General features: G+C 61.6%; 8 protein-coding genes. All 8 read right to left on the bottom strand.

Translation table 11 applies throughout. The features are described from left to right. Positions 1-52 precede the first annotated feature (52 nt). The 8 genes from CBM2586_RS22200 to tssF all read right to left on the bottom strand — a co-directional run bounded on the left by CBM2586_RS22200 (position 53) and on the right by tssF (position 14,177). Positions 53-310 carry a hypothetical protein gene (locus tag CBM2586_RS22200; RefSeq protein ID WP_145987435.1) on the bottom strand — a complete coding sequence of 86 codons (258 nt, stop codon included), beginning with the start codon at positions 308-310 and terminating at the stop codon, positions 53-55. Between the two features lie 146 nt (positions 311-456). Further along, positions 457-1,374 (bottom strand): DUF6708 domain-containing protein, encoded by a 918-nt coding sequence (locus CBM2586_RS22195; protein ID WP_145987434.1) that lies wholly within the window; start codon positions 1,372-1,374, stop codon positions 457-459. A 1-nt stretch (position 1,375) separates the two neighbouring features. Next, positions 1,376-4,639 carry a T6SS effector BTH_I2691 family protein gene (locus CBM2586_RS22190; protein WP_145987433.1) on the bottom strand — a complete coding sequence of 1,088 codons (3,264 nt, stop codon included), beginning with the start codon at positions 4,637-4,639 and terminating at the stop codon, positions 1,376-1,378. A 51-nt stretch (positions 4,640-4,690) separates the two neighbouring features. Continuing rightward, entirely contained in the window at positions 4,691-5,683 is a 993-nt protein-coding gene (locus CBM2586_RS22185) for a hypothetical protein (protein ID WP_145987432.1), read from the bottom strand. After that, the gene (locus CBM2586_RS22180; protein ID WP_115689815.1) at positions 5,680-8,436 is read right to left on the bottom strand and encodes a type VI secretion system Vgr family protein; all 2,757 of its coding nucleotides are present in this window, start codon (positions 8,434-8,436) and stop codon (positions 5,680-5,682) included. Before CBM2586_RS22180 ends, CBM2586_RS22185 begins: the two co-directional genes overlap by 4 nt. A 40-nt stretch (positions 8,437-8,476) precedes the next feature. Further along, positions 8,477-11,206 (bottom strand): type VI secretion system ATPase TssH, encoded by a 2,730-nt coding sequence (gene tssH, locus CBM2586_RS22175; protein WP_115689813.1) that lies wholly within the window; start codon positions 11,204-11,206, stop codon positions 8,477-8,479. Positions 11,207-11,274: 68 nt separating this feature from the next. Then, on the bottom strand, positions 11,275-12,366 hold the full coding sequence (gene tssG, locus CBM2586_RS22170; RefSeq protein WP_115689811.1) for a type VI secretion system baseplate subunit TssG: 1,092 nt from the start codon (positions 12,364-12,366) through the stop codon (positions 11,275-11,277). Continuing rightward, the gene (gene tssF, locus CBM2586_RS22165; protein WP_115689809.1) at positions 12,330-14,177 is read right to left on the bottom strand and encodes a type VI secretion system baseplate subunit TssF; all 1,848 of its coding nucleotides are present in this window, start codon (positions 14,175-14,177) and stop codon (positions 12,330-12,332) included. Before tssF ends, tssG begins: the two co-directional genes overlap by 37 nt. Between the last annotated feature and the right edge of the window lie 30 nt (positions 14,178-14,207).

The raw sequence follows: 14,207 nt of genomic DNA, 5'->3' as shown, positions 1-14,207 counted from the left end.
GTTCCGCATCCCCAGCGGTGGGAATGGCAGGCTCCGCGGGCCTTCTTCCATATTAGCGACGCACCTTCTCCAAATGTTCCAGTACCGCACCGCGGCTGGTGCTGCCATCCATGCCGACGGCGAAGGTATCGCGCACCATGCGTTGATCGCCCAGGACATTGCAACGCAGATCGAAGCTGTAGTGGCTCGCACTCCCAGCGGCCGGACTGGATCGGCCGATGTGAAAGCAGGCCTTGTGCCAAGGTACGGTCAGCACACCGCCCGGACCGTTGGGCCGGAACACGTAGACCATCCTGTTCTTGCGGTTCAAGCGGATTGGGTAGTGGGGAAGTCTTTGAGCCAGATGAATTTGATGACACATAGCGCAAACAGCGGCCACGCGGCTAGAAATATCCAATCTGCAGTAATGAACGACGGATCCCGCGCACATTCAAAGTTCTTATCACTGGATTTCTATTAGCGTTGACCCATGGCCGGGTTGGGCCACCTCGGCTCAGGTGCTACCTTCATCGCCACAAATTCGCAGAAACTGAGTGGAAGGAACAACCAAAACAGCGGGATAAATACCACCGCATTGTACAGTAATGCTGTTACATGGAGCTTCCTACGACGCTCCCTCCCTTCCACTGTAAAATCCAGCACAGGGTAATAGCGCAGCAGACATCGCGAAAAACTTATTCCCTTAGAACGCCGACCCACCTGCAGGCCAGCTTTTCCATTGATCATATAGCATCGAACGAATGCCCACATGCGATGCAGTGCAATCGGAAAAATCTCGTCAGCTTTGAGGACAATGCGTTGTTTCACCTTATCAGTACCAGGATGACATTCAGCAATAATTAGCGAATATCGCACCGAGTACACCTTACCAGTGTAGCCAACCATCTTCGCCATCTCTGCCGACAAATTGTGCCAATCCAATTCCCTTTGAACAACCTCCCATTTCGCAAAAGGATTAAATTTAGGGACATATTCTAAAGACATGATGCGCCCAGTGTTTCGATAGAAACGAATCGGCAGATCGCGCGGCGTACAAAGGTCCTTCTTAATTACATAAATAATTAAAATTAAAAAAGCCAACAAACCACAACCAAATATTGCCGTCAGAACAGGAGCTTCCGAGACATCTTCCGTCAGCAGCGAGAATATAAACTTCGCCGCAGATGCAATGCCAATCAGCATTCCTCCGCCAATGAGCAATCCAGCTCCGCGTTGCATGGAGCTTCCACGCGACAGTTCGAGAAAATGGCCATCCAGGTGCAGCAAATCCTCCCCGACATCCGGCACATCATTTTCGAGACAAAATGTCCGCTCAGGCAGGTCTTCGTACCAATAAGGACTTTGGGGCTCAAGTCGAGATCGCTTAGCTGTCATTTCAATCGCTTACTGTAATCAACTTCTCTGCCCATCCGTCTGTATCATTCCTGTCAGGCCAGTATCGGACGTCAATCTGAGCACGTTTGTAGACACGCGTGTTTACCTCTACACTCTCCTCGACAACATATGCTCCGTTCTCGGTCCGTCCTGTACCCTGGCGGTTCCGGAACTTCAACGACGTGTCAGTGGCTGTGGATGAAGCCGCGCGCAATTCCGGCATTACCTGGGCATCGCGCCCACCGGCCATCACCAATTGCGATTGCCCTCGCCCATCAATCGCTTTCACCTTCCACTCATAGACGGAGCGCATCCCATCGAAGTTTGCGAAACTCAATTTCACTCTGAGTGTATCAAAGCCACTCGTAGTTTCGAACCAATCGTCGTTGAATCCCAGTTCGACACCTAGCCCCAACACAAGCGCGTTTAGATCCGCCAGTTCTTCGTTCAACTGCCCGTCTATCCATTTCCCTTCCGCTCTCTTCCCATAGCCCCAATAGCATCTGTCAAGCCAAATCTCCACCGGCGTAGACTCCAAGGACGTTGCCCACCAATAAAGCATGACACCAGCCGCGGTCAATAGGAGGACCCATCCCAAAGGCCCGATTCCGAGAAGCCCACCAACAAGTGCCGTAGAAAATCCAGAAGCAAAGCCGACAACAGCACCAGCGCCAAATGCCACGGCGGCTACTCCATATGCCCTTGCCGCGCTCTTATCGCCTTGTTCCCAAGCACGGAATCCTGTGCAGCCGGCCTGTATTGCATCCAAGCTTAGCGAGATGGCGCCAAGAAACGCACCGGCTTTCATAAAGGACTCCGCCCGAACGCTCCCCATGGCCTTAAGCCCCAGACCACCAAGCTCTGACATCGCGCCTAAGATCCCAAGGGTTGCTGATGCCACAGGCAACTTGGCTTCGATGCCCCCTTGCGGGCCGACAGCCGCATCCATGGTCTTCTTCGAGTCCCGGAATGACCAACACTGGAGCAGCAGAGATCCCAAGGCCAACAGTGGCTCACCGCTTCCCGCAACGATCTTCAAGCTCTTCGCCACAACATCCCGCGCCACAAGCTTTGCAGCGCCTGGCAACAGCCTTACTGAATGCTCCAGCGGCCGAAGAATCTGTACGGCCTCCCTGCTCAGCGTCACGCCTGCAATCTTCAGAGCGCTTGCCGTCCCCGCACCGATCTCGACCATCTGCTGCCTGGCCTTCGCAACCGAAGCCTCAATGGTCGTTTTCAGCTGCTCCGCTTCCTCGAAGGACCAAAGGGTGACTTCGATGACCGTGTTCCTCACCTTGTCATTAGGGATGGTAAGAATCCCCCCGAGCAGAACGCTGCGTGCCTTCCGGCCGGCGACATCTGTCAGCTTCTTGGCGGCATCAGATCCTTTACGCGACAGCTGATTCAGCATATCCACGTATTGCCCGACAGTCATCCTGACCTGGAGAAATATTGGAGTCGCGTTGCGATACAACTTCAGTGCTGCCTGCGTTGCCCTGCGGACACAGACATCAATTGCGTCCGTCGTCTTGTCGGACATCTGCGATGCAGCGCCTTCGATGGCCCCAAGCAAATGGGCTGCCGCCTGCTGGACTTTGTCGTCCATGAAGTTTTTGAACTTCTCAGGGGCCTTGAGTTCGTCGGAACCAAGTATGCCTTTGACGGTGTCATATAGCTTGTCCCCCTTGTTCAGCTCATCCTCCTTCCATGGCTTGGCGCCACTCGGGAACAAGTACTTCAGTAAGTCCTTGCGGCCGCCCATGATCGCGGCATAGGGAATGGTATAGCCGGCCGGGTTAGTGGCATCCTTCTCGTTGGTAAGCCAGTCCTCCCAAAGCTTGACCCCAGCTTTGCCCTGTGGCCCGCCCGCGAGACAGGGGGCGCACATAACCATCAGCCTGACGTTCTCATGGAGTCTTTCTAGATCATAGTCGCCGAGCCAGACCTTCCATTCGTTCGAGCGGGCCCAGACTTCCCAATCGGCATCCGCGTCGCCTATGCCATTCGTCAGCGTCGTCATCTGCTGGACGTATTGCTCTTCGAACTTGACTCGCTCCGCTTCGTTGTACCGCTCCTGAAGCCTGTTCCAGCCCTCCTTACTCTTTGATTCAATGCGCTCCTTTCGTGTCGTCGTCACTGTCTGGACCGCGTCGGGGGTATAGTTCGGATTTCCGACGACATACGACGTGGTGACCCGATCGCCTACCCCACGAGCTTTCTCATCGGTTTCGATTGCCTGAGAAGTCGCCACGGCAATTTGCTTCTTCAGGCCAACAATGGCTTGGGAGATCAGCAGCGGACGCGCTACGGCACCGCAGTATGCCTGACGCCATTGGATGCGATCATGAGTCTGGCCGTTCAACTCCTTGACTATCCCGACAGCATCGTAGAGAGCAAAAGCCGCAACTTTCCCCGGCTTTCCGCTCTTGCTTCTCCTCTCCATCGCTGACGCGGCGAATTTTGCCAGGGCGGGGCCTTGTCCCGCCCTCGGAAAATTTCCATGGAGGCTCTGCCAATGACGGCCCTTTTGTTTCTGTTGCCTGCCTTTGTCATTCCAATAGCCTCCCTCGTAGGAGCAGCGACTAGTGTACTGGGGCTCTTCATCAACGTACTCAAACACCAGGTCATTCAGCCCAGATTGTCCTTGCCCAATTTCAAAAGCATGTTTTGCCTTCCCGGGCGTCGAGGCCAGCGCGCTGACCTGACAAGATTGCATCCGTTTATCGGGGGCTTTCTCGTAAGTGGCACGGACGGAGGATGACCAGACGTCTTCCGCAAATGCCAGCCAAACCTTCTCATATCCAGGTGGGATAGTGATGAAGCTGGCCGGAATATTGTGTCCGTCTCGCTTGCATGCGGTAGTCATCGGCCGGTCGACCTTCCAGTCAGGATCGTCAGGATCCGCCAGCAGACGAAGATAGCCATCTGTCGTCACTACGTACGATTGCCATACGCCGGGGGTGCCCAAATACACATGAACGAAGCCTTTTCGCAACGTGCGCAAGACATACTTACTCAATCGAAGCCGCTTCTTTTCGAATGAATCAAGTGTCGTAACGGCGCTGAGCGGCAGCGTCCCTGTGTTCTGCAGGTAGCTGGGCACGACAGCGTAGCGCACCGGAAGAATCGGATACCCTTCCCGATCACAAAATCCGCACTTTCCGCTCTTATTTCCCGGCGCACATTTCTTGGCCGCATCTGCATTGGCACGCAGCGCTGAAGCGCCTGCGGAAGGTTTCTGTTGCGCCTGACTGACGGTGGCCATATTTGCGGGTCCGGAGCTTGTAGTCTTCGACATCGTTGCCTCGTATCTTTCTCACCTTGGCGCACTGCCGGTGGTTTCATATAGTGCAATTTCGTCCAACACCGCGTCTGATTGTCCGGCGAGAATGTCCGCCAACGTCAAATCATCCGATCCGGCCAGCGTCTCCAGCGCAGCTTGCACCACCGGATGCTGGAACCAATCCTTACTGAGCGTGAGGCTGTTCATTGCGAAGAAGACCACATCTTGTTCGCCGTGCAGACCGCATTCATGGGCCTGGCCAACAGCCTTATCCATAGCCAGCTCCGGGAATGCCGGCAATGGAAGGCCTGCCTTTCGCATCGCCATGCCAACCAACCTCCCTTCTCGGATGCGCTCCTGACCGTCCCAGACAGCGCTAATCTGCCGGCCGGACAACGGGAGCAGCGAGCGTGGCGGGTCGACGATGTCATTTCGTATACCTTCCGGTGGTGACACAACTCGAAGTTGTTTCGCCATGTCTACAAACCACCAACTCGATATGTTAGTTAGTCGTGACAAGGCGAAAGATGGATGCCGATCCACAAGCAACGCTAGTCGATGGGGTTCAAACCATGGAAGCACTTTTCGTCCAGATAGCGGATGCGTAATGACAGTGGACATGGCGATTTTCTTGGCGAAGTCTTCACCGCTCAAGGTAGTGGCTATCCACCCACATACATAGGATCCGTTGACGCTTGTGCACCGGGATACCGCATTGTCGGCGGTTTCCTGCAACAATTCTTCGTCTCTATAACCACGATCACCGGGGGAAAACAATGTCACCACAATGGGGCAAAGCGCCGGCTGGTGTTGAAAATCGGTACGCATCGATCGATGAGACTTTACCGAAGGAACGCGTTCTTTCAGATGGTCCGGGTGGAGAGAGTCGAATGGCGCAACGGGATGATTCGGATCCAACACCACATGAATATAGATTTCGGCATTGAATTCTCTCGCTTGAAAAAACGCACGCCGTAGTTGATTGGAAACGTCGTTGGAGGCGTTTCCCACAGCATCGGTAGTCATGATTTCCACTCACATTGAGCAAGCGAACCCGGCGTCAACTCGGCAGTGGCTTCCACTCCCCCCGGCCGCACAAACAAATGCTGCGCCCCCTTGAACGTAGTCATCCCCGGCGCATGCACCTCGATCGTGTTCCCCAGCACCCGGATCTGCGCCCCGGCCGCATTCAACAGCACATGCTCCTTGGCTTGCACAGTGACCGCCCCCTGAGACGAGGAAACCGTCACCAGCTTTTCGGCTGCAATGCGTCCCTCGCCCTGCAAGCTGGCAACACCCACCTTCCCGCTCGCCGCATGCATGGCAATCCCCCCACCGGCCTCACCCCCAGCCTTGCCATGGGTGAACAAACTCAGCCCGTCAGCGACTGCCACCGACAAATTCCCGCCCGCCGCCACATTGGCATCCTTCTGCGCCGCCATCGTCAGTTGCGTACCCGCGACCAGCACCGCATCGGCGGGCGTCGTTGCGGCGATGCCTTGGGGCGCAGAGACCTGGAGGTGGGGCTCGTTGTAGGCAGTGGCGCTGGCCTTGCCATCGGCCCCCGCTTCCGTATGGCGCAGCACTTCGGAGGTGTGCTTCAGTTGAGCGATGGCCGGCAGTTCGGCGGGAGCCGGCTCTTCCGGTAAATCCGCCTTCTGCTTGCGCGCGACATCGGCCAGCGAGGTCAGCAGTTCGGTGCTGCTTTCCACCTGCGTTGCAGCCCCCTCGCTATCCAGCAACGGCACGCTGGTGCCCGCGCCATGGGCGGTCAGCAACATGCCGGAGCCGCCGCGCAGGGCGCCGCTATCGGCCGTTTCCAGCGCGGCACCGTGGCCGAGTGCTGCCTGGCGGGCGTTGTCGCGCTGTTCCAGGTGATGGCCCAGGGTCAGTGCGGAGGCCGCTTGCGTGGTCGATAGCAAGGTACGGCTTTGTCCCGAGGTATCGTCGAAGACTAGCTGGTTATAGCCGCCCGTACCGTCCTGGCTGTTGCCCAGTGCCTGAGTCTTGACGCCGGACAGCACCGCATTGTGGGCGTGGCCTTGCTGGCCATCGGGCCGGCTGTTGCCGTCCTGCTTGCCATCGGCGGCCTCATTGCTGCCGGCAAACCATGCGGGTGCGTTGCCGGTGGCGTTGGCGGCGCCGGTCTGGTTCTGGTTGTACTGGGCGCTGGCCTGGCCGCGGCCGTTGTAGGCGGCGCCGATGACCACCGGGCGGTCGATGTCGCCATGCTGGAACTCCACCACCACTTCCTGACCGGCTCGCGGCAGTGCCACACCGCCCCAGTTGGCGCCGGCAACCGGGGTCGATACCCGCACCCAACTGCCCAAACCGGCTTCGGCGCGGGCGTTGTCGTCGCCGGCGGGATGGGACAGCCGGCTGGCCGAGCGGGCGCCGCGCTGCCAGTGGAACTGGACCTTTACCCGATGGTCGCGGTCCGTATGCACGGGACCGTCCGTGCCGATGACGACGGCGGTCTGGGCGCCGATGACGGTGGGGCGGAGGTGCAGTTGCCGGCCCTGTCCGTCAAGCTGCTGCGGGCGGTATGGGATCTTTGCCGGGACTACCGTAAATTGGTTGCGGTAGAACGGCACGTCCGCGTCGGCCGAAGTCTCTTCGGCAGGCCCGGCGGTAGTTTGGCCTACTCCGAGCAATTGATCGATGACGCCGCGGAAGCGCTCGTTCAGGTTGTTGCGGGCCGCGTGCGCCACCGCCAGCACGACAAAGCGGCGCTCCTCGTCCCCCTGCACGCGCTCGTAGTCATAATGGCCGGTCAGCATGAAGCGGCTGGCGGGCGCCAGCGTGCGTACGCTGCCCTCGCCAGAGAACGACAAGCGCCGTACTTCGAGCGCCTCCACCAGTTGCCGCGCATGGCGCTGTGCCTGGTCGCCGTCCTCGAACCAGTATTGGCCGGGATAATCTGTGTCCTGCAGGGCCGGCGCGGCTGAATTGCCCTCTGCCGGCGCACCGGCCTCGGCACTGCGCACCGCCTTGGCACGATAGTCCCAGCTGGCCACGGCCACGGCATTGGTCTGCAGCCTGCGCACGCCTTGCCAGCGGTCGATCACGTCTTCGGCAGCGGTGGCATCGGCGCGGCCGAAGCGGATGCTGGACTGTTCGTTGTCCTGGAAGACATCGTTGGCATCGGCGATCACCATGCGGTGCGTGCCAAGTGCGTCGCCATCGGCGGCTTCATGCTCGAAGTAGTAGAACAAGCCTTCTTCGGCGAGCAGGCGCGTCACGAAATCGAAGTCGCTTTCTTCGTACTGCGTGACGATGCTGCGGCGCGGATATGCCGAGGCGTCGCGCAGCGCCCAGCGCCACGCCGGCACCAGCTTGCCCTGGCCGTTGTAGTCGCCAAACACGCTGTCCACCACGTCGATCACTGAAATGTCCTGGAACAGGAAGCTGTCGCGGCGGTGGCGCAGGAAGGACAGCCATGGCTCGACCACCATCCGGTAGCGCGCCAGCCCGCCGTTGGCGCCCACGCGCTCAAAACGTGTGACGTGGCCATGGAAAGGCCGCAGCGTGGTGCGGCTGCGCTGGGTCAGCAGGTCGACGCGCACGGCCTGGCCCAGCAGGCTTTGCGCTTCGATGCCAGCGTTATCCGACACCGCTGTCAGCTCGATGCGGAACCCGCCGCCATCGAGTTGCTCTGCCACCCGCAACTGCTCCGGCATCAGCGCGTCTTGCCCAAGGGGCGTCTGCAGGCGCAGCAAGCGGTTGGCCTGCGAGAAAGCGGCGCCAAGCAATTTGGCCAGGTCGGTCGCTGAAACCATGAATTACTCCCGCGATGTCACGAGTCTACGCATGCCGATATCAGCTGATGCGGTACTTGAACTCACCGTTCCTTCCGGTGGTGACCTTGATCTTGTCGACGCCGCCGCCCTCGGCCATGCGCACCAGCACGGTCTGCGCGATCTCCGGAAGCAGCGTGCCGTTCAGGATATGGTCGACGGCACGCGCGCCGGCGTCCACTTCGGTGCAGCGAGCCAGCACCGCCTCGATAAGGGCGCTGTCCCACTGGAATTCCGCCTTGTGGTTGGCTGCCACGCGGTCGCGGATGCGGCCCAGCTTGAGCGTGATGATCTCGACCAGCACGTCGTCCGGGATCGGGTAGTACGGCACTACCTTGGTACGCCCCAGGAAGGCGGGCTTGAAAGCCTTGTACAGCGTCGGCCGCAACATCTCGGCCAGGGCGTCCGCGTCAGGCAGTTCCTCGGCCGGCTTGTTCAGGCAGGCTTGCATGATGGCCGACGAGCCGACGTTCGACGTCAGGATGATGATGGTGTTGCGGAAGTCGATAGGCCGCCCTTCGGCATCGTCCATCTCGCCCTTGTCGAATACCTGGAAGAACATCTCCAGCACGTCCGGGTGGGCCTTCTCTATCTCGTCCAGCAGCACCACGCTGTAGGGGTTGCGGCGCAAGGCCTCGGTCAGCACGCCGCCTTCGCCATAACCGACATAGCCCGGCGGCGATCCCTTCAGCCCCGACACGCTGTGCGCTTCCTGGTACTCGCTCATGTTGATGGTGATGAGCTTGCGTTCGCCACCGTAGAGGATGTCTGCCAGCGCCAGCGCGGTTTCGGTCTTGCCAACGCCGGACGGGCCGGCGAACAGGAACACGCCACGCGGCTTGTTGGGATCTTCCAGGTTGGCGGTGGCGGTGCGTACGCGCTGGGCGATTGCATCCAGCGCATGGTCCTGGCCGATCACGCGCGCGGCCAGCAAGGGCTTCAGGTTCAGCACCGTGCGCAGCTCATCCTTGACCATGCGGCCAAGGGGAATCCCGGTCCATGCCGATACGATCTCCGAAACCACGTGACCGTCCACCTGCAACGGCACCATCGGTGCTTCACCCTGGAGTGCACGAAGTTGCGCCAGCAACCCGTCAAGTTCGTCGGGCTCCGGAGCCGCAGCGGCTGCCTTGCGGCTGCCCTTGCGCGGCATTGCCACCACATCGCTGTTGGCGGCCATGGGCGGCTCGGCTGCTTCGGCCTCTGCATCGTTGCCCTGCTCCCGTGCGGTGCGAAGCGCCTGGATGCGCGCCACCAGCTCGCGCTCCTGCGCCAAACGCGCATCGGCGGCGGCCACGCGCTGTTCCAGTTCGGCACGCTGCGCTTGCAGCGTTGCCAGGCGCTCCGCGTGCGCGGCGCCGGCGCGTTGCTCGCGCTGCAGCGTGGCCAGTTCTACGGCCAGGCGCTCGAGCGCCTTGCGGTCGTCCTCGATCGCGCCTGGCGTGGCGTTCTGCCCCAGCGCCACCTTGGCGCAAGCGGTATCGAGCACGCTGACCGCCTTGTCCGGCAGCTGGCGGCCGCTGATGTAGCGATGCGACAGGCGCACCGCCTCGGTTATAGCTTCGTCCAGCACGCGCACGCCGAAATGGCGCTCCATCAGCGGAACCATGCCGCGCAGCATCGCTGCCGCCAGGGTTTCGCTGGGCTCGTCTACCTCGACCACCTGGAAACGGCGTGCCAGCGCGGCGTCCTTCTCGAAGTACTTCTTGTATTCGCTCCAGGTGGTGGCCGCGATGGTCCGCAACTCGCCCCGCGCCAGCGCTGGCTTGAGCAGGTTGGCGGCATCGTTCTGCCCGGCCTGCCCGCCTGCGCCGATGATGGTATGCGCTTCGTCGATAAACAGGATGATGGGCTGCGGACTCTTGCGGACCTCCTCGATCACGTTCTTCAGGCGATTCTCGAACTCGCCCTTGACGCTGGTGCCGGCCTGCAGCAGGCCCATGTCGAGCGTACGCACGGTCACGCCCTGCAGCGGCGGCGGCACGTCGCCGGTCGCGATACGCTGCGCCAGGCCTTCCACCACTGCGGTCTTGCCGACGCCGGCTTCACCGGTCAGGATGGGGTTGTTCTGGCGGCGCCGCATCAGGATGTCGATGACCTGGCGGATCTCCGTGTCGCGCCCGATTACCGGGTCGATGCGGCCATCGCGCGCCGATTGGGTCAGATCGACGGTGAACTGGTCGAGTGCCGGTGTCGCGGTCAGCGCGGGTGCCGCCATGGCACCGTTGGCGCTTGCCGTGGCCCCACTGCCACCCGCAATGTCCACCGCCTGCTCCCGCTCTTCGGAACCGGCGGTCAGCTTGTCGAAATCATGCTTGAGGCGGTCCGCATCGAACTCGGCAAAGCGATGCGAGCCGCGTACCGCCAGCGGCGCCAGCGCCGGCTCTGTCAGCAAGGCCAGCAGCAGGTGGCCGGAGCGGATGCGAGTGGTCTGGGAGTCGAGCGATGCAATCAGCCACGCATGTTCGAACAGCTTCGGCAGATAAGGCGAAAATGCCGGCGTGCGCGTGTTGCCGTCCTTGAAGCGCGCGATTTCCGCTTCCAGGTCGCGCTGCAGCGCCGAGGCATCGATGCCGCTGGCACGCACCGCCACCGAAAAGTCGCTGCGCGCGTTCTCCAGCAAGGCCAGGAACAGGTGCTCCAGGTCGACCTCATAGTTGCCGCGCGCCATGCACAGCGACGCGGCGCGCTCGGCGGCCTGCCGGCAGCTTGCATTCAGTTTGGCGATCAACGTCTTGAGGGGAATGGCCATGGCGGCTTCGGCTCCGGTAGGTCTGAATTGCGTTAGTGGTGCGCGTTGTCGGGAAATGGGGCCCGCGCTCAGTGCACGGGCGCCAGCGTGTAGCGGGCATCGCTGCGGTCCTGGCGAGCGGGCCTGGTGCTGAGGAAGGTATCCCAGCCAAGCCGGCCGCTGCCCTGCGCGCCAAGCTCACAGCCGGATACGTCCCTTGCGCGCAGGATCAGGCCCACTTCGTACTCCAGCGTGGCGCCGCACAGCACTGTGACCATCTTGCGCAGGGCCAGCGCGCCTTCGGCGCCGGGCAGGAAGTTGCGATATTGCTCGCGCCCGAGCGGCCCCAGCCAGATCCGCACGCGCAGGTCCCGCTGCCAGACACGCGCCCCGGCCAGTGCCGTGGCACCCAGCAGATTGTTGGTGCCGCCCAGCCGCGAATACTGTGACGGCGGCACCTGATACCAGCCGCCGACGAACTGCTCCACGCGCACTTCAGCCTGGAAGTAGTCGGACAGCACCTGCTGCAAATAGGCGGCCGATACCGGCCGGTGGCGCACGGCGGTGGCATACCCGGCCAGCGCTTCGTCATGGACGACCCCGGCCGTGGCTGACAGGCCGCGCCGCATGGACTTGTCTGCCATGCCGGCCAGCGACAGCAGCAATGGCAGGTAATGCCGGTTGCGGTCGACCTCATGCTGGAACGGCAGCCGGTACTTTTTCCACGCCTGGTAGAACAGCGCCGTGGCGCGATTGGAAAAGATGTCGAAGAAGGCGCGTGCGGCGCGGTCACGGCGCAGGATTTCACGCTCCGCCACGATCTCGGTGTAGTGCAGCGGGAGCGCGCCCTGCGCGCCGAGCATCCCGAAGAAGGTGGGCGTGATCGACACCTGGTCCAGCGCACCATCGGCCAGGGCCTGGGCAAAGGCCGCATCGCTATCAAGTGCGCCATTCAACCCCGTGGCGGCCTCGATGGACTGCAGCTCGCTCGGCGGAAACGACAGCGACAGGGTATTGCGGAAGGCGACGCGCGTGGCGAGCACCTGCTCCGGCGTGCCGGCACCTTCGCGCGCATAGTGGAGCTCAAGCAACCGCACCGCCTGAAAAAACTCATAGCGGTAGGGTTGCCGCAGCAGCGTGCGGATTACACCAGGATCGATTCGCCGCTGCGGGGTGCGCATCTTGCCAGTTCCTTGCTGCCGCGGCGCGATACCGCGACCAGCTGCACAAAGCTGTTCAGGTGGACATAGAGGCCAAAGAAATGATCCATGACCCGGATAAAGCGATGCAGGCCGGTGCCGACGAAGGCATCTTCGTCGAGCGTCAGCTGGATCTCCAGCCCGCGCACGAAGGTGGCGAACGGCTTGCCCGCCAGCCACTGCGTGGTCGGCTTGTAGTCCAGGCCGACGATGCCTTCGATCTGCCGCGCCGAGATCGCGCTGCGCGGCAGGTCATGCAGGCGCAGCATTTCCTTGAGCGTGGCCAGGCCGTTCTGCACCAGGGACAGGTGATTCAGCGCCAGCAGCGACACCAGCCGCCACTGCGACGAGCGTCCGCTGCTCAGCCGCATCGACGGCGTGGGCTTGCGCAGGAAGCTGATGCGTCGGGCGATCGAGCTGCCCTCCATGGTCAGGTCGCCATCGGGCTGGCCGAACGCCAGCAACGCGGGCAGGTCGCGGTTGGTACAGGTCACGCTCAGGCTCAGCGTTTCCGTGCGTGGGCTGGCGGGGTCGAAGTCAGAATCGACGATGGAGATCTCGGTCTCGAAGCCCGGGCTGCGTTCCGCTACCAGCGCATTGCGGCGGGCGATCCAGTAGTGAGCGGCGCTGCCCGGGTCTTCGCCGTGGTGCAGAGAGTAGAACGGCCGGAACTCCACCACGTCGTGGCTGGCGGCGGTTTCACGCACCAGTTGCACCTGGTCGATCGAATAGATCTCGAACCCGTGTGCGCGCCGGCTGTCGGCCACCACCGGATAAGCGGTGGCGGTATGTTCGATGCGGATCGGGTCGGCCTTCTGCCGGAACAGATTCACCACCGGTGTGCAGTGCAGGCGCAGGTGGGCAGCCCCAAGACCTTCAAGCAGACGCGCGGTGTTGCTGTCGCTGCGCACGTCTGTCAGTACCAGGTGCAGCGTCACGCGGCGCACGGCGCCGCCGTGCAACAGCGCCCGCTGAACCGGATCCAGGTCAAGATCGAAGAAGTTGAATTTCTCGGCAAAGCCGAAATGCTCGCTCAGCAGGCGGTATGCCGGATGCGAGCGCGAGGGGGTGTCGATCAGCGCCTCGTCCGCGCCGAAACCCACCTCGCGCAACGGCACCCGCTGCAGGCGCTTCCACACACCCGGGCGCTCTTCCACATACGCCGCGGCCACGTGCAGGAACAGTGCGTCGCCCAGCGCCGCCACGAATGACGGCTCGCCATCCAGGTACACGCGTACCGCCTGTCGGCCCAGCGCATCGAAGCCGCCCTGCTCGCCCAGGAACTCCAGCTCGATCGAGATGGCACCGGTTGCGCCCTTCGGCAAGGTCACCGTCGACGGGGCAGACATTGCCCGCTCAAAGCCTGCGGCAGCGACCCGCAACGGCAGGAAGGTCACGTCATAGGCGGTGCGGAAACGGCACTCCACCTTGCGTACCGGTCGCGTCGTCAGCAACGTGCCGCGTGGCACCTTGACCGGCGCGCTCAACTGCGCCGCCATGCCGGCCACGTCGAAATGCGCAATCGAACAGGACGGAAACGGGCTCAGGTAGTGCGGATACAGCACCTCCAGCAGCGCTTCGGTGAATTCGGGGTAATCGTCGTCGAGCTTCTTGCTGATGCGCGCGGACAGGAAGGCGAACGATTCGATCATTCGCTCGACATGGGGGTCGTCGCAGCCATCGGCCGACATTGCCAGGCGCGCCGCAATCTTGGGATAGCGCTCGGCAAAGTCGCGCGAATACCGGCGCAGGAAGGCCAGTTCGCGTTCGTAATATGGCAGCAAGTCTTCCATTCTGTGTGGCCGGTGGTGACACTAGTGAGG

It is taken from the genome of Cupriavidus taiwanensis (assembly GCF_900250115.1).
Lineage (GTDB): Bacteria > Pseudomonadota > Gammaproteobacteria > Burkholderiales > Burkholderiaceae > Cupriavidus > Cupriavidus taiwanensis_B.
This window is presented reverse-complemented; position numbering and strand designations above follow the sequence as displayed.